The organism is Pseudodonghicola flavimaris (assembly GCF_030164425.1).
Classification (GTDB): Bacteria; Pseudomonadota; Alphaproteobacteria; order Rhodobacterales; family Rhodobacteraceae; genus Pseudodonghicola; species Pseudodonghicola flavimaris.
Genome location: NZ_JASNJD010000003.1, coordinates 191,938 through 214,291, shown reverse-complemented (window position 1 = coordinate 214,291; position 22,354 = coordinate 191,938). Strand labels below are relative to the sequence as shown.

The following is a 22,354-nucleotide window of genomic DNA, read 5'->3' as shown; positions in this document are numbered from 1 at the left end:
GCTCAGCTGGTTTCCAGCGCCCGCAGCGACCGGACGGCTTCTTCGAAATGTTGCGGGTGGGTGTCGATCGCCTCGCGCAGCAGCGCCTTGCCGGTGTTCACATCGCCCTGTTTCACCGCCGACAGCGCCATCGTATGCAGCAGCTGGGCGCGTTCGGTCTGATCCATCGGGATGACCGGCAGGCTGTAATTGTGCTGGGCACCACGGGCCAGCACCAGGTTGTTCTTGGCGGTGAACAGCGTCGGATCTCGTCGGATCGCATCGCCGAACAGCCGCTCCGCTCCCGGGTAATCGCCGCGGGTCAACTTGGAAAAGCCCCAGTTGTTCAGCACGCCCGCCGGTGTCGTGGTCAGCCCCACCGCGATCTCATAGAAGCTGTCGGCGCGCTTCCATTCGTGATTGGCATCGGCGACCATCGCCTCCAGCCGGTAGCGTTTGAAGCTCTCATGCGTTGGCGGCACGCTGTCGAGGGTCTTTTTCGCCCGATCCCAATCGCCGCTGCGGATCAGCGCATCGGCATAATCGACCGAGTCGTCCTCGGTCGCGCCGGGCATCCCGACGACCTTGCCCCAGACGGCGGCGGCCTCGGTATTGCGCTTGGCGCGTACCAGCGACTGCGCCAGGCCGCGTTGCAGATCAATCCGGTCGGGGGTCGATTTGGTCGACCGGGCAAAGTAATCGACTGCCTCGTTCGGATCGGCGACCGTCAGCATCACCTCGTTCAGATTGGTTTCGTCGATCACGTTCACGTCGCGAAAGGCGCGTTCGACGGTCTCGTCGCCTTTTTCGGCGCATCCTGCCAGCGCCAGACCCGCAATCAGGCAGGCCGGAATCACAAGGGGGTGGCGCATGTTGCTGCGTCCTTATACTGCTCTCGCCTCGATCAGGGTGTCGTGCGGATCAGAAATTCGCTGCTGCCCCGCCGCACCAATTTATAGCCTTGGTTTTGTTGCCCATTATTAGCAGGTTTTTCCGTTTTTGCGAGGGCTAAGCGCAGATTGTCCCGGATTGCGTCGCTTTCGCCATTGTCGAGCGCATAGGCGCGCTGGAATATCTGCTGCGCCTCGGCGGTCTTGCCGCGTTCCATCAGCACGACGCCCAGATTGTTCCAGGCCTCGGGCCAGTCCGGCGCCTGCTTGACCGCCCGGCGCAGCATCTCCTCGGCCTGGCCCAGCCGCCCGAGGCCCAGGTTCGCGGTGCCGAGCCCGGTGAGGATCTCGGTGCTCATGCCGTCGGCGAGCGCGGCGCGGGCGAAGGCATCCATCGCCAGCTCGTATTCGCCGGCGTTCATCAGCCGGTGCGCGGTCTCGATATGATCGGCGCCGCTGTGGCGGTGGTCGATGCCGGGGGCGAAGGGGCTGTCCTTGAGCGGGGTGATCCGGTCCGGCCCGCAGCCGGAGAGCAACGCCGCAAGGGCGAGAAGCGCAAGCGCCCGTCGCGGTGCGGCGGGCGCGGGCCTGTACGGCGATGGCATCGTGTCAGTGGCCTATGTTGCCCAATTCCATGATGCCCTTGACCGAAGGACCGACCAGAATGATCAGCAGCGGCGGCACCGTCAGCATCATTGTGGCAAGGGTCATTTTGGTTGGCAACTTGTTTGCCGCTTCTTCGGCGCGCATCACCCGCTTGTCCCGCATCTCGCCGGCATAGACCCTGAGCGCCTCGGCGATCGAGGTGCCAAAGGTGGCCGACTGGATCATCACGGTGACGAAGGAGGACACATCCGGCACACCGCAGCGGGTTCCCATGTCACGCAGGACCTTGTCCTTGTCCTTGCCGGCCTTCATCTCATAGGCAACGATCTCGAATTCCGAGGCGAGCGCGGGATAGGAGGCCTGCAGCTCCTTGGCGACCCGGACGATGGACTGATCCAGCGACTGGCCGGCCTCGACGCAGACCAGCATCATGTCGAGTGAGTCCGGGAACCCGGCGGTGATCTCGTCCTTGCGCTCGGCAATGCGGCGGGTGATCCAGTATTTCGGCAGCAGATAGCCCACCGCGCCGGGGCCGAGCACATACATGATCAGCTGTTGGCTGGACATCGCGTCGTGGCCGCCCTCACGGGTCAGCACATAGAGAAAACCCAGGAGCAGCCCGAGGATCCCCAGCGCGAACTGCGCGAAGTGGAAGAACCGCACCGCGTCTTTCGACTGATAGCCGGCCTGGCGCATCTTCAGCTGCATCGCCGAGAGCTCATCGGCGTTCTGCGGCTCGAGGAAAGTGGCGAAGCGTTCCAGCTTCTCGTTGTGGCTGCGCTGGCGCAGCTGTTCCTTCTTCGATTTGGGCTTGGCGGCGGTGGTGTCGCGCTTCAGCTTCTTCAGCGGATCCTCGGGCTGGTTCAGCAACATCGGCAGGGTCAGCAGGATCATGAACAGACCCAGTACGCCGACCACGATCAGGGGCCCGAATTCGCCCAGTTCCCGAGTCAGAAAGCTGTTTATGTCGTTCAGAAAGCCCATGGCGGCCTCACACTTTGATGTTGGTCAGCGCCCGCATGACGATCAGATTGGCGCCCAGCAGGGTGCCGACCACGAAACAGGCCGGGATGAACAGCGGGTGGTCGATGACGTCGTCGTAATAGTTCGGGCTCTTGACCAGGATGAACATCAGGCAGACCAGCGGGAAGGCGGAGAGGAACTTGCCCGACCACTGCGCCTCGGCGGTGATCGCCTTGACCCGTCGGAACAGGCGGAACCGGGCGCGGATCACCTTGGCCAGGCCGGCCAGCACCTCGGCCAGGTTGCCGCCCGATTGCTGCTGGATCGCCACCGCCACGGCAAGAAAGCGCAAGTCCTGCATGTCGAGCCGTTCGGCCATGTCCTTGAGCGCCTCGCTCACGTCGCGGCCATAGGCGGCCTCGTCGGCGATGATGCCGAATTCGGTGGCCAGCGGATCGTCCACCTCCTTGGCGACGATCTGGATGGCGGAGGAGAACGGGTGGCCGACACGCAGCGACCGCACCATCAGTTCGATGGCGTCGGGCAGCTGCTCCTCGATCAGCCCCATGCGTTTCTTGGCCTTGTGGTTGATCCAGACATAGACGCCGCCGACGCCGATGGCGACCGAGGCGATCAGCCGGATCGCCGGACCGGTATTGGTGCCCACCGCCAGCAACGCATAGGCGACCATCGCCAGGCCGGCCATGATCATGATCAGCTGGCGCGGGGTGAAGGCGATCGCCGCCTTCTGCGCCTTGTCGGCGAGAAGCGAATAGAGCGGGATCGACTTGGATTTCATGTGCTGGTGCATCTCCTTGCGGAGCTGTTCCAGAACCTGTTCGCGCGGCGCGCCCTTCTCCAGCATCTGCATCCGGCGGTTGAGCCGGCTGTTCAGGCTGATGGAGCGGCCGAAGGACACCAGATAGATCCCCTCGACCAGCGCCAGGACGCCGCCGAAGATCAGCACATAGATGACGGCTTCGATTCCGAATTGCATCAGCGTGTCTCCATCGTGGTGGGATCGTAGATCGAGGCGGGCAGGTCATAGCCCCACATGCGGAAGCGCTCGGAATAATGGCTGCGCACACCGGTGGCGGTGAAATGGCCGATGATCTTGTTATCCGGCGTCAGCCCGACCCGCTGGTAGCGGAAGATTTCCTGCATCGAGATCACATCGCCCTCCATCCCGGTCACCTCGGTGATCGAGACCATGCGGCGCGACCCATCCTGCAGACGCGAGGCCTGGACGATCAGATGAACCGCGCTGGCGATCTGGCTGCGCAACGCCTTGATCGGCATTTCGATGCCGGCCATGGCCACCATGTTTTCCAGGCGGCTGACCGCGTCGCGGGCGGAGTTGGCGTGGATCGTGGTCATCGAACCGTCGTGGCCGGTGTTCATCGCCTGCAGCATGTCGATGACCTCCTCGCCGCGGGTCTCGCCGACGATGATCCGGTCGGGCCGCATCCGGAGCGCGTTTTTCAGACAGTCGCGCGCGGTGACCTCGCCCTTGCCCTCGACGTTGGGCGGGCGGCTCTCCATCCGGCCCACGTGGGTCTGCTGCAGCTGAAGTTCCGCAGTGTCCTCGATGGTCAGGATGCGTTCGGAATTGTCGATGAAGCTGGACAACGCGTTGAGCGTGGTGGTCTTACCGGAGCCGGTCCCGCCGGAGACGATGATGTTCAGCCGGGTGGCGACGGCGGCCTGCAGATAGGCGGCCATCTCTTCGGTGAAGGCGCCGAAATTCACCAGCTCGTCGATGCTGAGCTTGTCTTTCTTGAACTTCCGGATCGACACCAGGGAGCCATCCACCGCGACCGGCGGCACCATGGCGTTGAAGCGCGAGCCGTCGGCCAGGCGGGCGTCGACATAGGGGGTGGATTCATCCACCCGCCGTCCCACCGCCGAGACGATCTTGTCGATGATCCTGAGCAGGTGGCGTTCGTCCTTGAAGGTGACGTCGCTCAGCTGCAGCTTGCCATCGCGTTCGATGAAGATCTGATGTGGCCCGTTGACCAGGATATCGCTGACGGTGTCGTCCCTGAGCAGCGTTTCCAGCGGCCCGAGACCGGTGACCTCGTCATAGAGTTCCTTGTTGAGGGTCTGGCGATCCTCGCGGTTCAGCACGATGCTCTGCTCTTGCAGGATTTCGCTGGTGATCACGCTGATCTCGTTGCGCAGATCGCTCTCGGTGGCGTGTTCCAGCGCGGCGAGGTTCAGGTTGTCCAGCAGGGCGCGGTGCAGCTGCAGCTTGATCTCGCCCAGCCGTTCCTTGCGTTTGCGTTCGCGGTCCTGCGGTGCCGCCTGTGCCGGCGACTGCGGCATCGGCTTGCGCAGCCGGCTGACCGGAGCGGGGGCGGCTGCCGCCGGCTCCTTCGGGGCCGGCTTCGCGGTCTTCGGGGCGGGTTTCGCCGCGGTGGCGGTGGCGACGGGGCGCGGCTTGGCGCTGGTTTCACCGGCCTTCTTGAACTTCGAAAACATCGTCTGGTTGCCCTCTTGTGCCGTCAGGCTGCCTCGGCCTCATCCTGCCCGATGGCATTCAGCGATTGCGCCAGCTTGGCGATCTCGCGCCGCAGCGGATTCTTGCCGCAGGACGACGACATCGGCAGCCCGTGGTCGCAGGCCTGGGTCACCGGCTTGCCGCCGTCGGGCAGTTGCAGGTCGATCGAGATATCCAGGCTTTCGGCCATGCGCTTGACGCGGCTCTTGCCGGAGAGATCGGTGAATTTCGGCGCCCGGTTCAGGGCGAAGCGGATCTTGTCGAACGGCAGATCCTCGGACTGCAGCGCCCGCTTCAGCCGCAGCGCGTTCTGGGCCGAGCGCATGTCGAGCTCGATCATCGCGAAATAGACATGCGCCGCCTGCAGCGCGGTTTCCGACCACTGGATCAGCGTCTTGGGCATGTCGATCACGACGTAGTCGAAATGCTTGCGGGCGATATCGATGATGCGCTGGACATCCTCGGACGAGATCAGGTCGAGCGGCACCATGTCGGCCGGCGCCGTCAGCACATGCAGCTTGTCCTCGAAATGCAGCAGCGCCTGGCCGAACATTTCGTCGTCCATGCTGCTGGTTTCGGAAATCAGGTCGAAGATGATCTCGCGCCGCGGCAGATCCAGGTAGGTGGCGACCGATCCGTATTGCAGATCCAGGTCGATCAGGCAGACGCCGGGGGCTTCCTTGCCGATATTGGCCAGCTCCCAGGCGAGGTTCACCGCCAGGGTGGTGGAGCCGGTGCCGCCGGCCAGACCGTGGACGACGATCACCGCGCCTTCCTTGGCAGAGCCGGTGCTGAGATTGCTGTTGCCCTGCGCCGGATGCGGCGGTTCCTGTTTCTGGGCGGCGATCCGATCGATGGCGGCCTGCAGTTCGTTTTCAGGCAGCGGGTAGGGGACGAATTCATCGGCGCCCTTGCGCAGCAGCTGATGCAGCGAGGCCGGGGTCACGTCTTCGGCGATCAGGATCACATCGATGTCGCGGGCCTTGGCCTGGCTGATGATCTCTCCCAGCAGGACCAAGTTGTCCTCATCCTCGCGGTCAATCGCCAGGGCGACGAATTCCAGCGCTTCGGCTTCGGGTTGGTTGAAGAAGGCCAGCGCCTCGGCAAAGCCGAGATCGCCCCAGGCCTCGCCCAGAGCGGCTTCCATGTCCTCGATCAGCAGATCGAAGTTCTGCACGTCCCGGCTGATCGTGCATGCGACGATCGGAGCCAGGTCCCGTTGCGGCATTGCGCTGCTCATTGCCATCATCCTCTGTTCGAAGATCCGGCCTGTTGCCCCTGGGAGGTCGGTGTCGCCGCCTCCGGGCTCCCCTGTCGGATCCCGCGTGCGACTCAGATCGTCACACGTCTTCCATTGGGGGTAATCTCAGGGACAATCTGGGCGAGATTGGGGCCAAAAAACCCCAATTGTAGGGAACCCGTCTACGATAAGCCTTGGCGAGCTTTATTGTTGGCTTTCAAGCGCAAGTTGATTGGTCGACAATCCGGACAGGCTGGTCGCACTTTCAACATATTCGCGATAGACGACCTGGGCGTATTTGCCGTCCATGATCGTGGGGTTGCGCTTGAGGAAACCGGAGACCTCGGTCACCGTCCTGCGGTTGCGTCGCTCGCGGCCCTGGGTGACGATCAGCGGCTGGGTTTCGCCATAGGAGACCACCGCCTCCAGCCGGTTGCGGCCGATGCCGCGGGCGCTGAGGTAGGCGACCACCGCATTGGCGCGGCGCTGGCCCAGCCGGCGGTTATAGGCAGCGGAGCCGACTGCGTCGGTATGGCCGTAGACGCGGAAGCGGACTTCGGGGAATTGCCGGATCCAGTCGGCCTGGCGATCGAGAACCGCGCGGGCGGTGGCATCCAGTTCGGCGCTGTCGAAGGCGAAGGTGAGGGTGGTCGGCACCTCCTGGGCGAAGCGGTTGGCCAGGCTGACCAGATAGTCGCGCTCGCCATTCATCACCAGGGTGTTGTTCATCGTGGCATTGCCGAAGGCGCCGCCGTCCACCTGGGCGCCGGCCTCGCGCAGAAAGCTGTTGGGCACCGGTCCGCCGCTGGGGCCGCATCCTGCCACCGCCAGGGCGGTTCCCAATCCTGCGATCAGCTTACGCATGCGGGCCATCCTTCGTTCAGTCCATCACATAGCCGTAGGAGCCGCTGAAATCCTGCTTGGCGACCTCGCTGGCGGCTTTCGGCAGCCGCTTGGTGGCGCCGGTGCGGCCGAACAGGAACAGATCGCTTTCGGTCGGCGGTTTCACCCGGTCGGTGGGCAATGCCAGCGCCTCGCCCCGGGTGGGGGTGACCAGATGCGCGGTGACGATGATCACCAGCTCGGTCTGGCTGCGCTTGTAATCGGCGCTGCGGAACAGCGCGCCCAGCACCGGCACGTCGCCGAGCCAGGGCAGCTGCGAGGCATTGTCGACGAACTGATCCTCGATCAGCCCGGCAATGGCAAAGCTCTCACCATCGCGCATCTCGATCGTGGTGGAGGTTTCGCGCCGCGAGAAGGCATCGATGCTGAACCCGTCGATGGTGACGCTGTTCGAGGTGTCGATGGCGGAGACCGCCGCGCTGAGTTCCAGGTTGATCAGATCTTCGTCGACGACCCGCGGGGTAAAGGCCAGCTCGATGCCGAAGGGCTTGTATTCGACGGTATAGACACCATCGGCCTGGGCGACGGGGATCGGGTATTCGCCGCCGGCGAGGAATTTCGCCTCCTGCCCCGACAGGGCGGAGAGGTTGGGTTCGGCCAGGGTGCGCACCACGCCCTTCTGCTCCAGCGCCTCAAGCAGCAGGTTGACCTGGAAGGCGCCGGCGTTGAAGCCGAAGACCACCGCCCCGACATTGTCGTTGGTGGTGGGGATGTTGCCCGCCAGCGAATTGGTCAGGGAGGTGGAGTTGCTCAGTGTGCCGGTGCCGCCGACCACGCCGACGCTGTTGCCGCCGGAAATCCCCAGCGACGAGCTCAGCGATTTCGACACGCTGCGCTGCATCTCGGCGAAGCGGACCTTCAGCATGACCTGCTGTACACCGCCGACGGCCATCAGGTTGGACACGCGGTCCGGGGCATAGCGTTCGGCCAGATCCAGCGCCCGTTGCAGTTTCTGCGCGCTGGTGACCGTGCCGGACAACACGATGCCGTCATTGGCGGTGCGCACCTCGATCTTCTCGCCGGGCAGGATCTGGCGCAGCCGCTCCTTGAACTCGGTCACATCGGCGGCGACCTTGACTTCGACATTGGTGATCAGCCGCCCGGAGGCGTCGAGCAGCGTCAGCGTGGTCATCCCCGGCGATTTGCCAAGCACATAGATGGTCCGGTCGGAGAGCGATGAGATATCCGCGATGCTGGGATTGGCGATGCTGAGCTCGGCGAAGGGCACATCGCTTTCGACCACGACGGCGCGGTTCATGGGGACATCCAGCGTCGAGGCCGTCCCCTTCTTGACCACCCGCAGCACATCGCCGTTCTGCGCCAAGGCGATCACCGGAGCGCAAAGGCCCAGTGTCAGCCCGATCAAAGCGGCCCGCATCCAATGAAATTTCGCCATGTGACCTGCCTCTCCGATCACGCCCCGCTCCCGGGTCTGCTGCCCGATTTTCGCGTTACTTTGCGGCATAGGGCGTTTTTTTTCAATAATCAAAGATTTCTGCAGGGTTTCTGATGTGGATAAGCCACAACGCAGCGGCGCCGCCCGAAAGGCGGGCGGCGCAGTTGTGGGCGGCGGTGGCCGACCGGGGCGGGGCCCTGGCACCCGTGCCGGCCCGGCTCAGTTGGTGCAGGGGATCGGGATTTCGACCACTTCCGAACCGCGGCGGGTGCGGATGGTGCAGACCTCGGGGGTTTTCTTCACCTCGGGCTCGGTCACATCGGCCAGCCCCAGCAGCGCCCTCTGATCGACCTCGATCGGGGCGGACAGCGGCGCATCGTCATCGACGCCGACCAGGGCCAGGGACAACCGGCCGGTGCTCTGGGCCTGGGCCAGGGCGGCGACCTGTTCGGGGCGGGCGGCCACGGTGACGGTGCGCGCGATCGACACGCTGTTGACATCGTCGCTGGCGGTCTGGTCGACGGCGATCAACTGTACACCGCTTTCGATCAGCCGGGTCACGTCGCCCCGGCCACCTTCGACCGCATCGCGCAGGCTGCCGGTCCAGTAGACATCGACCCGGTCACCGGGCCGCAGGAAGCCCGATACGCCGGAAGCGACATCGACCCGGATCGCGAAGGCGCGCATCCCGCGGGCCAGTTGCGAGGTCAGGCCGGCGTCTTCGCCCGGCTTGGTGACCTTGACGGCCAGGATCGCCTCGTCCTTCTCCATCGCGCGCAGCACCACGCGGACGCGCTCGGCCTCCGCGGGCACCAGGGCGGTCAAATCGGTGAAGGCGCCCTCGGGAATGGCGGATTTGGGCCAGCGTACCTTGCGCACGTCCTTCTTGGTCAGAGGTTCGCCATAGCGCAGCGCATGGGTGGCGACATAGACATCCGCCAGCGGCACCACCGCATCGCGGTTCGACCGTTCGCGCGCCAGCGCCTGCTGATATTCCGCAATATAATTTCTCGCCATCATCACCGCGCCGCCCGCGAGCGCCACGCCGACAACCAGCACAAGACCGAAGACTGCACGCATCATGAACCTCTCACGTTTTGCCGCGCCACTGACGGGCGCCTCAATCGTTCCGGATCATATTCTGCGCGAAGAATGGGTTTAGAATATGACCGAAACGGGGTGATCCGGGGCGCCGGGCGTCCGCGCCGGCCAGGGCCGGGTCACTCGATGGTCTTTTCGTTCAGGTATTCGCCGACGCTCGTTCCCAGGCCGCCGGTGGCATCGTAGAGCGCCGCGAAGACGACGCCGCAAAGCCCGACGATCGCGGCGGTGAGAACGACCCAATCGACAGTGACGGCCCCGGTTTCGCGTTTTGCGAAAGACTTAAACAGCTTGCTCATAGCGTTCTCCTGAAGCCGGGAAACCCAGCCCGTCTCAAACGTGAGGCCGCGTCCCGGAAACAGAACACGGCCCCAAGGTCATACGGTCGTAGGCGTTAGCCGAATTATTCTTCCGGAACCGCTTCTTCGATGAAGGTGCCGGTGGTTTCGCTGAGGTTCACGGCACCGTCGCGGATGGCGGTATAGGCGGCGCCGGCCAGGGCGACCACAGCGGCGGTCAGCACGACCCAGTCGACGGTCACGGCACCAGCTTCGCTGCGGCGGAATTTCTGAATGAGCTTCATCATGGGTAGTCCCTCCATAGGATCATAGCAGTGTTTCTACGTACCCCGCCGTCCGATCGAACCTGCTCTCATGGGCCTCGTCCGTCGCGGTATGGGGACATATAGCCAGCGGGTCGTGGCAGGAATTGGGCCAAAAGGCGGATTTTTCAGAACTCTAGGCAGGATTTTATCGATTCCCACTCAAGGCTTTGTTTTGCCGTGAAACTTTCACCTCACGCCGGTGTGAGAGAGGCCGGTCGCCGATGCGCCGGCGCGTCAAATTGGGCAAAAATGCCAGATTTGCGGTGGAAATCGTGGCGCCGGGGCCGGATTTGACGGAAACTGCCGAAAAACACGAACAGGCATGAACGGACAACGAGGCGGGCAGATGAGTCTTCGTGTCACCACACGCCGGCTGGCCGGAGGGCTGGCCGTGGTCGCGCTGATCGGTGCGGCCGGCTTGGCCGGTGCCGAGGCGCCGGCGCCCTATGCGGATTTCCAGGCCAAGCGGGTCAAGCCGCCGGCACCGGGCACCAAGAAGCGAATCACCGTGCAGATCCAGCCCGGCGACGGGCCGAAACCGCTGGCGAAGCCAGCCCCGGAACAGGGGGACACCCGCATCGCGGCCTTGCCGCCGTCACCGGGCGCCGCGCCCGGTCGCTACAGCTGGTTCTGGGACCATGTCTCGCCAGAGATCTCCGGCTCGGGTCCGGGGCGCCTGGAGGGGGCGCTGCAGGCGCTCAGCAGCACCGGCGCGGTGGCGGCGCCACGGCTGCAGGCACTGCAGGATATCGCCCGGGCACGCGGCATCCAGATCCTGCGCGCGACGGTGGGCACCAATGTGTCCCCGGCGCTGGTGCTGGCGGTGATCTCGGTCGAATCGGGCGGCCGGGCCGATGCGGTCAGCGGCGCCGGCGCCCGGGGGCTGATGCAGCTGATGCCCGATACCGCCACGCGGTTCGGCGTCAGCGACAGTCTGGAGCCGGGGCAGAACATCCAGGGCGGGGTGAAATACCTCGACTGGCTGATGAAGAAATTCGGCAACGATCCGATCCTGGTGCTGGCCGGCTACAACGCCGGCGAAGGATCGGTGCGCGATTATGCCGGTGTGCCGCCCTTCGCAGAGACCCGCGATTACGTGCCGAAGGTGCTGGCGGCGTTTCAGGTCGCCCGCGGGCTCTGTCTGACACCGCCGGAGCTGATCTCGGACGGCTGCGTCTTCGCTGCGATGAACTGATAAGCGCCGCGCCGGCGGCAGCGGGCGCGATATGAGTATTTGAAACAGAGAAGAAGAGGGCAGGCCGCGCGCTTCTTCTCTGCCCAAATACTCTCGCGCCGAAGGCGTCCCGGCCCGGGGGCCGGGCGCGGCGGTCAGACCAGAGTCGCCTCGGTGGCGGCGACCATTTCGTCATGGCTGACGCCATCGGCCAGCTCGACGATATGCAGACCCTTGTGGGTCACGTCCAGCACGCCGAGGTTGGTGATGATCCGGTCGACCACGCCCTTGCCGGTCAGCGGCAGGGTGCAGTCTTTCAGCACCTTGGATTCGCCGTGCTTGTTGGTGTGATCCATCACCACCACGACGCGGCCGACGCCGGCGACCAGATCCATGGCGCCGCCCATGCCCTTAACCAGCTTGCCGGGGATCATCCAGTTGGCCAGATCGCCCTTTTCGCTGACTTCCATGGCACCGAGGATCGCCATGGCGATCTTGCCGCCGCGGATCATTCCGAAGGAGGTGGCGCTGTCGAAATAGGCCGAATGCGGCAGTTCGGTGATGGTCTGCTTGCCGGCGTTGATCAGGTCGGCGTCCTCTTCCCCCTCGATGGGGAAGGGGCCCATGCCCAGCATGCCGTTCTCGGACTGCAGCGTCACGGTCATGCCCTCGGGGATGTAGTTCGACACCAGCGTCGGAATGCCGATGCCGAGGTTCACATACATGCCGTCTTCGAGTTCCTGCGCGGCGCGGGCCGCCATTTGATTCCGATCCCAGGGCATTGATCAGGCCTCCTCTTTCTTGCGCACGGTGCGCTGTTCGATCCGCTTCTCGTGCTCACCCTGGATCAGGCGGTGCACATAGATACCCGGCAGGTGGATGTGATCCGGATCAAGCTCGCCCGGCTGGACGATCTCCTCCACTTCCATGATGCAGATCTTGCCGCACATCGCAGCCGGCGGGTTGAAGTTGCGGGCGGTCTTGCGGAAGATCGCGTTGCCGGTGGTATCGGCTTTCCAGGCCTTGACGATGGCCAGGTCGGCGAAGATCCCCTCTTCGAGGATGTAGTCCTGACCGTTGAAGGTCTTCACTTCCTTGCCCTCGGCGATCACCGTGCCGACGCCGGTCTTGGTGTAGAAGCCCGGAATGCCGGCGCCCCCGGCGCGCATCCGTTCGGCCAGAGTGCCCTGCGGGTTGAATTCCAGCTCCAGCTCGCCGGAGAGATACTGGCGCATGAATTCGGCGTTTTCGCCGACGTAGGAGGCCATCATCTTGCGGACCTGTTTGGATTCCAGCAAGATCCCCAGACCGAAACCGTCCACACCCGCGTTGTTGGAGGCGACGGTCAGGTCCTTGGTCCCGGCGTCGCGGATCGCGTTGATCAGCAGCTCGGGGATACCGCAGAGGCCGAAGCCGCCCGCAGCGATCAGCATCCCGTCGAACAGAACGCCGTCGAGCGCCTCTGCCGCACTGTCGAAAACCTTTTTCATAAGGGCCTCCCAAAGAAAGAAATTCCGAGAGACTTGTGACGACTGGCCGGGGCTTTGTCAAACGAATGCCGCGGCGCGGCAGCGCTCCGGCACCCGGGGTGGGCACCCTGGCTGCCGTTGCGGCACTCTGACGGCGGCGGCTGAGAGGGCGGGCGCGCCTCAGCCGGTTTTCTTGGTCTTGGTGGTCTTGGTCGTCTTGGCGGCGGGCTTCTTCTTCGGCGCCGCCTTCTTGCGGGCGCCGCCGGATTTGGCCGCCTTCTCGGAGATCAGCTCCAGCGCCTGTTCCAGTGTTACGGCATCGACCTCGATGGTGTCGGGCAGAGTGGCGTTGATCTTGCCCCATTTGACGTAGGGCCCGTATTTGCCCTTCATCACGTTGACCGGCCCGCCATCGGGATGCTCGCCCAGTTCGCGCAGCGGCGCGGCGGCGGCAGCCTGGCCGCGCTTGGGCTTGGCGGCGAGCACTTCGACCGCCCGGTTCATACCGATGGTGAAGACATCCTCCACATCCTCCAGCGTCGCGTTGGTGCCACCACGGTTGGAGATGGTGTCGGCATGTTTCAGATAGGGTCCGTAGCGGCCGATATTGGACCAGATCGGCACCCCGTCGTCGGGGTGGTTGCCGATCAGCCGCGGCAGGCTGAGCAGTTTGACGGCCTGGTCCAGCGTCACCTCCTCGGGCGTCCAGCCCTTGGGGATCGATTGGCGCGGCGGTTTCTTGTTCTCTTCCGTCGCCTCGCCCCGCTGGACGTAGGGCCCGAAGCGGCCCTTGAAGGCATAGATCTTGTCGCCGGCGTCCTCGCCCAGCAGCTTGCCTTCCGGCGGGATGCCGGAGCCGGAGGTATCTTCCATCCCCGGCGGGCCGAAGGGGCGGGTATAGCGGCATTCGGGGTAGTTCGAACAGCCGATGAACGCCCCGCCGGAGCGGGCGGTGCGCATCGACAGCCGGCCCTTGCCGCAATTCGGGCACAGCCGCGGATCGCTGCCGTCTTCTTTCGGCGGGAACAGATGCGGCTCCAGCACCTCGTTGATCTTTTCCAGCACATCGGTGATGCGCAGTTCCGAGGTCTCGGCGATCGCAGCGGAGAAATCGCGCCAGAACCGGGCCAGCACGTCCTTGTAATCGGCCTCCCCGGCGGAGACGTGATCGAGCTCGTCCTCAAGCTGGGCGGTGAAATCGTAGCCGACGTATTTGCGGAAGTAATTCTGCAGGAAGGCGATCACCAGCCGCCCCTTGTCCTCCGGGATCAGCCGGTTCTTGTCCTTGCGGACATAGCCGCGGTCCTGGATCGTGGTGACGATCGAGGCATAGGTGGAGGGGCGGCCGATGCCCAGCTCTTCCATCCGCTTGACCAGCGTCGCCTCGGTATAGCGCGGCGGCGGCTGGGTGAAATGCTGCTCCGGGCTGATCTGGCGCTTGTCGGTCGGCTCACCCTGCATGATCTGCGGCAGCCGCTTGTCGTCCTCGTCGGTGACGTCGTCGCGCCCCTCTTCGTAGACCCGCAGGAAGCCGTCGAACAGCACCACCTGGCCGGTCGCCCGCAGGCCGATCTGACCGTCGGGGCTGGCGATCTCGACCGTGGTCCGCTCCAGCCGGGCCGATTCCATCTGGCTGGCCAGGGTGCGTTTCCAGATCAGATCGTAGAGCCGGCGCTGATCCTGATCGGCGACCTTCAGGCCGTCGACATCCAGCGTCATGTCGGTGGGGCGGATACATTCATGCGCTTCCTGCGCATTCTTCGCCTTGTTCTTGTAGATGCGGGGAGAGCCCGGCACGTAGTCGGCGCCATAACGGTCGCCGATGGCGGCGCGGGCGGCGGTCACCGCCTCGGGTGCCATGTCGATGCCATCGGTCCGCATATAGGTGATGTGCCCGGCCTCGTAGAGTCGTTGCGCCGCGCTCATCGTCTGGCGGGCGCCCATTCCGAACTTGCGGCTGGCCTCCTGCTGCAGGGTCGAGGTCATGAAGGGCGGCGAGGGGTTGCGGTTGGCCGGCTTCGCCTCGACGCTGGCGACGCTCAGGTCGCGGCTGGCGATGGCCTGCACCGCGAGCTCGGCCTGAGTCTCGTTCTCAATATCGTATTTGTCGAGCTTCTTGCCCGCCAGAACCGTCAGCCGCGCCTCGAATTCCTGACCGCGGGGGGTGACCAGCTGCACCTTGACCGACCAGTATTCGCGCGGGCGGAAGGCTTCGATCTCCATTTCCCGCTCGACGATGAGGCGCAGGCAGACCGATTGCACCCGGCCGGCCGATTTGGCGCCGGGCAACTTGCGCCACAGAACCGGCGACAGGTTGAAGCCCACCAGATAATCCAGGGCCCGGCGCGCCAGATAGGCCTCGACCAGGTCCTGGTCGACATCGCGGGGATGTTTCATCGCCTCGCTCACCGCATCCTTGGTGATGGCGTTGAAGGTGACCCGCTTGACGTCGGTATCCTTCCGGATCGACCGCCGCTTGGTCAGCGCCTGCTGCAGGTGCCAGGAAATCGCTTCGCCCTCGCGATCGGGGTCGGTGGCGAGGATCAGCGCGTTGTCGTCTTTCAGCGCGTCAGCGATGGCCTTGACGTGTTTCTTGCTGTCCGGGGAAATTTCCCAGGTCATGTCGAAATCATGCTCAGGATCGACCGATCCATCCTTCGGCGGCAGGTCGCGAACATGGCCGTAAGAGGCCAGAACGGTGTAATCAGAGCCCAGGTATTTGTTGATCGTTTTTGCTTTGGCAGGGGATTCGACAACAACTACGGGCATTTAGCGGACAACCTCTTGCGGCAGAAACAGCGCCTTCTATGGGCGGGCAAGATGTGGTGTGCAAGGGCCAATTGTCAATGCGCGCCGTTTCGGCGCGGAAAGGCACCGCTCTCGAGGGGCCTCGCCGGCGGTGGGCAGGGCGAGCGCGCTGCCGTTTCTTCTCTGCAAAAATACTCGAATTCCGCCGGGTGAGGCCAGCGCTGGCGCCCGATGGCATGGGGGATCAGCGCAGCCGCGCCAGAAGCCCGCCGGCCTGCCGCTGGATCCGCCCCTCCAGTTCCAGGTCGACCAGCGCCGGGCCGATCCGGCTGGGGGCGGCGTTCAGATCGCGGATCAGCTGGTCCTCCGCCACCGGCGCGGGGCCGAGCCGGTCGAGGATCTGCCGGTGCAGCGCCGCGGTGTCTCGCAGGCTGCGGGCCATCGGTGGCTCCAGCCCACCGGGGGCATCGGGCGCGGCGGCGGGCGCCTCCGCCATCGCCGCGGGGGCGGAGCATTGGGGCAGGGCGGCGAGGATATCTTCGGCATTGCGCACCAGGGCCGCGCCGTCCCGGATCAGCATGTTGCAACCGGCGGCACGGGCGTCGAACGGGTGGCCCGGCACTGCCAGCACCTCGCGCCCCTGATCCAGCGCGTCGCGGGCGGTGATCAGGCTGCCGGAGCGGGCGGCGGCCTCCACCACCACCACGGCGCGGGCGAGACCGGAGATGATCCGGTTGCGGCGCGGAAAATGCCGCGACTGCGGCGCCATGCCCATCGGCTGTTCCGAGATCAGCAGGCCGCGGCGGGCGATATCGGCAGCGAGCCCGGCATTCTCCGCCGGGTAGATCACGTCGAGACCGCCGGCCAGGACCGCGACGGTGCCGGTCTCCAGTGCCGCCAGATGGGCGGAGGCATCGACCCCGCGCGCCAGCCCGGAGATCACCACCAGCCCGGCCTCCCCCAGCTGCCGCGCCAGCGCCCGCGCCATCCGGGTCCCGAGGGAGGAGGCATTGCGGGCGCCGACCAGGGCGATGGCGGGCCGCTGCAGCAGCGCGCGTTCGCCCTGCGTCCAGATCAGCGGCGGTGCATCGGCGATCTCGGCCAGGGTGGCGGGGTAGTCCGGATCGCCGAGCGCGATCAGCCGGGCGCCGGTGGCGCGCCCGGCGCGCAGCTCGGCGGCGATCAGCGCCTCGGGGCAGGTTTCATAGTCGGCCAGCCCGGCCTCCTGCGCGATTCCGGGCAGGGCGCGCAGCGCCTCTGCGGCGCTGCCGTATTCGATCATTAGCCGGTGATAGGTGGAAATCCCGACACGACGGGAGCGAAGCAGGCGAAGGCGGGCAATCCGGTCGGCTTCCGAGGTGGGTGGGTGTGGGTAAATGGAAGCGTGCTGCGTGCCGGCCATCCGTTCTCCCTCCGCCTGCTTGCAATTCAACCCTAGGGAGAAGAGTCTTAACGACAGATGAATCATGGCGGAAATGTGGCGGATTTTGCCCAGATTTTGACACATTTTACCCCGGGCCGCGCGCCGCAGCCCTCCTGGCAGAGGCGGGGAGGGGACAGGGGCCGGAGAATCAGGGGCAACCGGGCGGCGCTGGGGGCCGCCCGCGGGACCGGCTCAGGCGGCGGAGCCGCCCACGGTCAGCCGGTCCATCAGCACGGTGGGTTGGCCGACACCGACGGGCACCCACTGGCCGTCCTTGCCGCAATTGCCCAGACCCGGGTCCAGCGCCATGTCATTGCCGAGCGCACGGATATGCTGGAGCGAGGTCGGGCCATCGCCGATCAGCGTGGCGCCCTTCACCGGGGCGCCGACCTTGCCGTTTACGACGCGATAGGCCTCGGTGCAGGAGAACACGAACTTGCCGTTGGTGATGTCGACCTGGCCGCCGCCGAAGCCGACCGCCCAGATGCCGTCCTTGATCTCGGCGACGATATCGGCGGGATCGGCCTCGCCGCCCAGCATGTAGGTGTTGGTCATCCGCGGCATCGGCGCATGGGCGTAGCTTTCGCGCCGGCCATTGCCGGTGGGTTCCACCCCCATCAGCCGGGCGTTCTGCCGGTCCTGCATGTAGCCGACCAGGATGCCGTCCTCGATCAGCACGTTGCGGCGCGACGGCGTGCCCTCGTCATCGACGGTGATCGAGCCGCGCCGGTCCGGGATGGTGCCGTCGTCCAGAACTGTGACGCCGCGGGCGGCGACCTGTTTGCCCATCAGCCCGGCGAAGGCAGAGCTGCCCTTGCGGTTGAAGTCCCCCTCCAGCCCGTGACCGATGGCCTCGTGCAGCAGGATCCCGGGCCAGCCCGGCCCCAGCGCCACTTCCATAACCCCGGCGGGGGCGGGCACAGCCTCCAGATTGACCAGAGCGATTCGCAGCGCCTCGCGCGCTTTGGCCTGCCAGTCCTGCGGGGCGATCAGCCCGTCCAGCCCGACCCGACCGCCGCCGCCGGCGGTGCCGCTTTCGCGCCGGCCGTTCTGTTCCACGATGACCGAGACATTGACCCGGGTCATCGGCCGGGTGTCGCGTACCTGCACGCCGTCAGGGCGCAGAATCGCCACCTCCTGCAATGAGGCGGCCAGCGTCGCCGAGACCTGTACCACCCTGGGGTCGAGATCGCGGGCGAAGGCGTCGATCTCGCGCAGGGTCTCGATCTTCACCGGGAAGGAGACGCCGCCGATCGGATCGTCGTCGGTATAAAGGTGGCGGTTGGTCGGCTGCGGCGGCGGCGCCATGGTGCCGCCACCGGCGCCGACCGCCAGCCGCGCCGTCTCTGCCGCGCGGCGCAGGGCGGGAATCGAAACCTCGGTGGAATGGGCATAGCCGGCAACATCGCCATGCACGGCACGCAGCCCGAAGCCTTCGGACGCGTCGTAACTGGCTGTCTTCAGCCGCCCGTCGTCGAACATCAGCGCCTCGGACTTGCGCTTTTCGACGAAAAGCTCGCCGTCATCGGCCCCGTCGGTGGCCGATTTCACGATCGCCAGCGCCTCGTCCTCGGGCAGGGCTGATTCGAATGGGCGGTAGGTCTCTGAGGGCATGGGGTGGCCTTGTTATTTGATCCAAATCAAAAAGTGTCGCTTTGCCGCGAGCATTCTGCTTTATTCGCTGTGAAGAATATGGTTTTTAGCTTCGTCAATGACAACGGGTGCCCGCCGATCCCGTCGGTGCCTGTTGATTTCGGGAGAGAGGACGGGATCGACCGATCGGGACAACAGATGAAGATTGCTTTGATTCTTTCGGGGGTATTCGCGGCCCTCAGCGGCCTGCCTGCACTGGCGCAGGAACAGCTTGAGATCGTGGGCAAGCCTGTCGATGGTAAAATGGGCTTTCAGCCCGCCGCGACCGAACTGGCCAGGGACCTGCAATCCCTGGATCACATGATTCTGGTGATCATCACCGCCATCACCGTCTTTGTGGTGGGGCTGATCGCCTGGGTGATCGTGCGCTATAACCGCCGGTCCAATCCGACGCCGGCCAAATTCACCCATAACACCCCGGTCGAGGTCGCCTGGACCGTCGTGCCGATCGTGATTCTGGTCTTCATCGGGGCGTTTTCGCTGCCGGTTCTGTTCAAGCAGCAGGAGATCCCGGAGGCCGACATCACCATCAAGGTGACCGGCTACCAGTGGTACTGGGGTTATGAATATGTCGATGCGGGCTTCGCCTTCGACAGCTACATGATCGGCCAGCCCGCGACTGGCGGCAACTATGTGCTGACCCCGGATGTCGAGGCCGCGCTGGTCGAGGCCGGCTACAGCCGCGACGAATTCCTGCTGGCGACCGACAACGCCGTGGTGGTGCCGGTGGGCAAGACCATTGTCATGAATGTGACCGGCGCCGACGTGATCCACTCATGGACTGTTCCGGCCTTTGGTGTGAAACAGGATGCGGTCCCCGGCCGTCTGGCCCAGCTCTGGTTCAAGCCGGAGAAGGAGGGGATCTATTTCGGCCAGTGTTCCGAGCTCTGCGGCAAGGACCACGCCTATATGCCGATCACCGTCAAGGTCGTGAGCCAGGACGCCTATGACAAATGGCTCGAGGGCGCGATCGAGGAATATGCCGGCACCCCGTCGGCGGAGACGACCAGCTACCGCGTCGCCTCGAACTGAGAAAGGGTTGCGGCGGGTCCCCGACCCGCCCGTTCCGGAGTACGTACGTAAATGACCGATGCGAGCATCAACGCCAGCACCCCGCGGGAGACCGAGGCAGGATTCGGCGATTATTTCGCCCTGCTGAAGCCGCGGGTGATGTCGCTGGTGGTGTTCACCGCGCTGGTGGGGCTTCTGGCCGCACCAGCTCCTGTCCATCCCATCGTGGGCTTCTGCGCGATTCTCTTCATCGCGGTTGGCGGCGGCGCCTCCGGCGCGCTGAACATGTGGTGGGACGCCGATATCGACCAGGTGATGAAACGCACCAGGGGCCGGCCGATCCCCGCCGGCCGGGTCGATCGTGGCGAGGCGCTGCACCTGGGGCTGGCCCTGTCGGGCCTGTCGGTCATCATGCTGGCGCTGGCGACCAATATCTTTGCCGGCGCCTTCCTGGCCTTCACCATCTTCTTCTACGTGGTGATCTACACCATGTGGCTGAAGCGCTCGACGCCGCAGAACATCGTCATCGGCGGCGCCGCCGGTGCCTTCCCGCCGGTGATCGGCTGGATCGCCGCGACCGGATCGATGTCGGTCGAACCCTGGCTGATGTTCGCGCTGACCTTCCTGTGGACGCCGCCGCATTTCTGGGCGCTGGCGCTGTTCATGCGCTCGGATTACGACGATGCCGGCGTGCCGATGCTGACGGTGACCCACGGCCGCCGTGCCACCCGCACCCATATCCTGGTCTATACCGTTCTGCTGGCGGTGTTCTCGCTGGGCGCGGCCTTCTCCGGCATCGGTGGCCCGGTCTATCTGACCGTCTCGGCGGTGCTGAACCTCTTGTTCCTGCGCGGTGCCTGGCGCATCCGCGGCCGGGACGAGGCCGCCAGCGAGGCCGATAACTTCAAGATCGAGCGCGGTTTTTTCAAACTGTCGCTGCTCTACCTCTTCCTCCATTTCGGCGCGATTCTCGCCGAGGCGGTGTTGAAGTCCTACGGGCTCGGGGGGTGGTGAGATGAGCCTGCGCCCCACCCATGAACTGCACCGCCGCCGCTTCGGCCGCAATCTGGGGGTCGGGCTGGTGCTGGCCGCCTTCGTCGCCATCGTCTTCGGGCTGACGGTGGCCAAGGTGCAGCGCGGCGATTTCGAGCGCCCCGGCGCATCGTCTGCCTCTCAGGGAGGATCGGGAGGCTGATGCAACGGGGGGAGGAGCCGAACGAAGGGAGGAAGGCAGACATGTCGGAACAATCCGCGGTCAAGCGCACGGTGCTACAGCTGGTGGGCGTGGTGCTGGTCATGGGAGCGCTCGCCTGGGCGGCGGTGCCGGCCTACAACTGGTTCTGCCGGGTCACCGGCTATGGCGGCGAGACCAATGTGGCGACCGCCGGGTCGGACGTGATCCTGGACCGCGAGATCAAGATCCGCTTCGACGCCTCGAAAGAGCGTGGCATGCCCTGGAGCTTCAAGCCGCTGCAGCAGGAGGTGACGCTTAGGATCGGCGAAACCGGGCTGGCCTTCTACGAGGCCTATAACCCGACCGACCGTCCGATCGCCGGCCAGGCCTCGTATAACGTCGCGCCCTATTCGGCCGGCAGCTATTTCGACAAGATCGCCTGTTTCTGTTTCACCGAGCAGATCTTGCAGCCGGGCGAGCGGGTCGAGATGCCGGTGACCTTTTACGTCGACCCCGCCATCGTCGACGATCCGGAAGCGAAATTCGTTCACACGATCACGCTGTCCTATACATTTTACGAAATCGACCTGCCCGAGGGGTATGCCGCCCTCGATCAGGACAGAGACACCAACCTGAATTAAGGAACAAGGTGAGGGAGAGTTCATGGCACACGCGAAAAACCACGACTACCATATCATCAACCCATCGCCCTGGCCGCTTCTGGCCGCGGTTGGCGGCTTTGCCATGCTGTTCGGGGCGGTGCTGTGGATGCACGGCGTCACCGCCTTCCTGTTCTGGGCCGGGCTCGTCGTCGTGCTCTATGTGATGTACGGCTGGTGGTCCGAAGTGGTGGCAGAGGCCCGTGTCGGCGATCACACCCCGGTGGTGCGGATCGGCCTGCGCTATGGCTTCATCCTCTTCATCATGTCCGAGGTGATGTTCTTCTTCGCCTGGTTCTGGTCCTTCTTCAAACACGCCATCTATCCGATGCAGGATTATTTCGGCACCGAATATGTGGCGCCGCATATCCACGCGGTCGATCCGTTCCATCTGCCGCTGATCAACACGGTGGTGCTGCTGCTGTCGGGCTGCGCGGTGACCTGGGCGCACCATGCGCTGGTGCATGGCAACGACCGCAAGGGGCTGATCCAGGGGCTGGCCATCGCCATCGTGCTGGGCGTCGCCTTCACCGGGCTGCAGGGCTATGAATATTTCATCCTGCTCACCCACGACGGCTGGGAATTCGGCGGTGACCAGTTCTATTCCAACTTCTTCATGGCCACCGGCTTCCACGGGTTCCACGTCATCATCGGCACGCTGTTCCTGCTGGTCTGCCTGATCCGGGCGATGAAGGGCGACTTCACCCCCGAACAGCATGTCGGCTTCGAAGCGGCGGCCTGGTACTGGCACTTCGTCGATGTGGTCTGGCTGTTCCTGTTCTTCGCCGTCTACATCTGGGGCACCTCGGGCCTGTCCTGATCGCGGGTTTGCGGTTGCACCCCCGCCCCCACCCTAGGTAA

At 64.9% G+C, this 22,354-nt stretch carries 22 protein-coding genes; 6 read left to right on the top strand and 16 right to left on the bottom strand.

Translation table 11 applies throughout. From position 1 onward, the window contains the following. Nucleotides 1-2: 2 nt before the first annotated feature. From QO033_RS05545 to QO033_RS05495, 11 genes are all read right to left on the bottom strand, one after another. Nucleotides 3-851 (bottom strand): tetratricopeptide repeat protein, encoded by an 849-nt coding sequence (locus QO033_RS05545; RefSeq protein WP_284479949.1) that lies wholly within the window; start codon nt 849-851, stop codon nt 3-5. Between the two features lie 32 nt (nt 852-883). Further along, a complete protein-coding gene (locus QO033_RS05540; protein WP_284479948.1) occupies nt 884-1,474 on the bottom strand; it encodes a tetratricopeptide repeat protein in 591 nt (196 codons plus the stop codon). 4 nt (nt 1,475-1,478) lie between these two features. Further along, the gene (locus QO033_RS05535) at nt 1,479-2,459 is read right to left on the bottom strand and encodes a type II secretion system F family protein (RefSeq protein WP_284479947.1); all 981 of its coding nucleotides are present in this window, start codon (nt 2,457-2,459) and stop codon (nt 1,479-1,481) included. Nucleotides 2,460-2,466: 7 nt separating this feature from the next. Beyond that, on the bottom strand, nt 2,467-3,435 hold the full coding sequence (locus QO033_RS05530; RefSeq protein ID WP_284479946.1) for a type II secretion system F family protein: 969 nt from the start codon (nt 3,433-3,435) through the stop codon (nt 2,467-2,469). Further along, a complete protein-coding gene (locus QO033_RS05525) occupies nt 3,435-4,919 on the bottom strand; it encodes a CpaF family protein (protein ID WP_284479945.1) in 1,485 nt (494 codons plus the stop codon). The genes QO033_RS05530 and QO033_RS05525 overlap by 1 nt, the downstream gene beginning before the upstream one ends. 23 nt (nt 4,920-4,942) lie before the next feature. After that, a complete protein-coding gene (locus QO033_RS05520; protein ID WP_284479944.1) occupies nt 4,943-6,178 on the bottom strand; it encodes an AAA family ATPase in 1,236 nt (411 codons plus the stop codon). Between the two features lie 204 nt (nt 6,179-6,382). Beyond that, complete coding sequence (locus QO033_RS05515; protein ID WP_284479943.1) at nt 6,383-7,042, bottom strand: OmpA family protein; 660 nt, start codon at nt 7,040-7,042, stop codon at nt 6,383-6,385. A 16-nt stretch (nt 7,043-7,058) separates the two neighbouring features. Beyond that, nucleotides 7,059-8,477, bottom strand: a complete 1,419-nt coding sequence (locus QO033_RS05510) for a type II and III secretion system protein family protein (protein ID WP_284479942.1) — start codon at nt 8,475-8,477, stop codon at nt 7,059-7,061. 219 nt (nt 8,478-8,696) lie between these two features. Continuing rightward, nucleotides 8,697-9,557 (bottom strand): Flp pilus assembly protein CpaB, encoded by an 861-nt coding sequence (cpaB, locus tag QO033_RS05505; protein WP_284480100.1) that lies wholly within the window; start codon nt 9,555-9,557, stop codon nt 8,697-8,699. A gap of 140 nt (nt 9,558-9,697) precedes the next feature. Continuing rightward, nucleotides 9,698-9,877, bottom strand: a complete 180-nt coding sequence (locus QO033_RS05500) for a hypothetical protein (RefSeq protein WP_284479941.1) — start codon at nt 9,875-9,877, stop codon at nt 9,698-9,700. A 104-nt stretch (nt 9,878-9,981) separates the two neighbouring features. Further along, on the bottom strand, nt 9,982-10,164 hold the full coding sequence (locus tag QO033_RS05495; RefSeq protein WP_284479940.1) for a hypothetical protein: 183 nt from the start codon (nt 10,162-10,164) through the stop codon (nt 9,982-9,984). A 364-nt stretch (nt 10,165-10,528) separates the two neighbouring features. Between QO033_RS05495 and QO033_RS05490 the strand changes: the two genes are divergently transcribed. Then, entirely contained in the window at nt 10,529-11,377 is an 849-nt protein-coding gene (locus QO033_RS05490) for a lytic transglycosylase domain-containing protein (protein ID WP_284479939.1), read from the top strand. Nucleotides 11,378-11,511: 134 nt separating this feature from the next. On the opposite strand, the gene QO033_RS05485 is transcribed toward QO033_RS05490, so the two are convergent. The 5 genes from QO033_RS05485 to tldD form a co-directional block, all read right to left on the bottom strand. Next, nucleotides 11,512-12,138 (bottom strand): 3-oxoacid CoA-transferase subunit B, encoded by a 627-nt coding sequence (locus QO033_RS05485; RefSeq protein ID WP_284479938.1) that lies wholly within the window; start codon nt 12,136-12,138, stop codon nt 11,512-11,514. Nucleotides 12,139-12,141: 3 nt separating this feature from the next. Next, the gene (locus QO033_RS05480; RefSeq protein ID WP_284479937.1) at nt 12,142-12,846 is read right to left on the bottom strand and encodes a CoA transferase subunit A; all 705 of its coding nucleotides are present in this window, start codon (nt 12,844-12,846) and stop codon (nt 12,142-12,144) included. A gap of 159 nt (nt 12,847-13,005) precedes the next feature. Continuing rightward, nucleotides 13,006-15,594, bottom strand: coding sequence for a type I DNA topoisomerase (gene topA / locus QO033_RS05475; RefSeq protein ID WP_284479936.1), 2,589 nt, complete (start codon nt 15,592-15,594; stop codon nt 13,006-13,008). A 223-nt stretch (nt 15,595-15,817) separates the two neighbouring features. After that, nucleotides 15,818-16,975, bottom strand: a complete 1,158-nt coding sequence (gene dprA, locus QO033_RS05470) for a DNA-processing protein DprA (protein WP_284479935.1) — start codon at nt 16,973-16,975, stop codon at nt 15,818-15,820. 213 nt (nt 16,976-17,188) lie between these two features. After that, nucleotides 17,189-18,610: a metalloprotease TldD gene (gene tldD / locus QO033_RS05465; protein ID WP_284479934.1), complete on the bottom strand. Its 1,422-nt coding sequence runs from the start codon at nt 18,608-18,610 to the stop codon at nt 17,189-17,191. 177 nt (nt 18,611-18,787) lie between these two features. Between tldD and coxB the strand changes: the two genes are divergently transcribed. Genes coxB through QO033_RS05440 form a run of 5 tightly spaced genes read left to right on the top strand, consistent with a single transcriptional unit; the run spans nt 18,788 to nt 22,313 of the window. Continuing rightward, the gene (coxB, locus tag QO033_RS05460) at nt 18,788-19,681 is read left to right on the top strand and encodes a cytochrome c oxidase subunit II (RefSeq protein WP_284479933.1); all 894 of its coding nucleotides are present in this window, start codon (nt 18,788-18,790) and stop codon (nt 19,679-19,681) included. Between the two features lie 51 nt (nt 19,682-19,732). After that, a complete protein-coding gene (gene cyoE, locus QO033_RS05455; protein ID WP_284479932.1) occupies nt 19,733-20,674 on the top strand; it encodes a heme o synthase in 942 nt (313 codons plus the stop codon). Nucleotide 20,675: 1 nt separating this feature from the next. Continuing rightward, nucleotides 20,676-20,855 carry a hypothetical protein gene (locus QO033_RS05450; RefSeq protein WP_284479931.1) on the top strand — a complete coding sequence of 60 codons (180 nt, stop codon included), beginning with the start codon at nt 20,676-20,678 and terminating at the stop codon, nt 20,853-20,855. 41 nt (nt 20,856-20,896) lie between these two features. Beyond that, nucleotides 20,897-21,475 carry a cytochrome c oxidase assembly protein gene (locus QO033_RS05445; RefSeq protein ID WP_284479930.1) on the top strand — a complete coding sequence of 193 codons (579 nt, stop codon included), beginning with the start codon at nt 20,897-20,899 and terminating at the stop codon, nt 21,473-21,475. Between the two features lie 22 nt (nt 21,476-21,497). Beyond that, the gene (locus QO033_RS05440; protein WP_284479929.1) at nt 21,498-22,313 is read left to right on the top strand and encodes a cytochrome c oxidase subunit 3; all 816 of its coding nucleotides are present in this window, start codon (nt 21,498-21,500) and stop codon (nt 22,311-22,313) included. Nucleotides 22,314-22,354 lie beyond the last annotated feature (41 nt).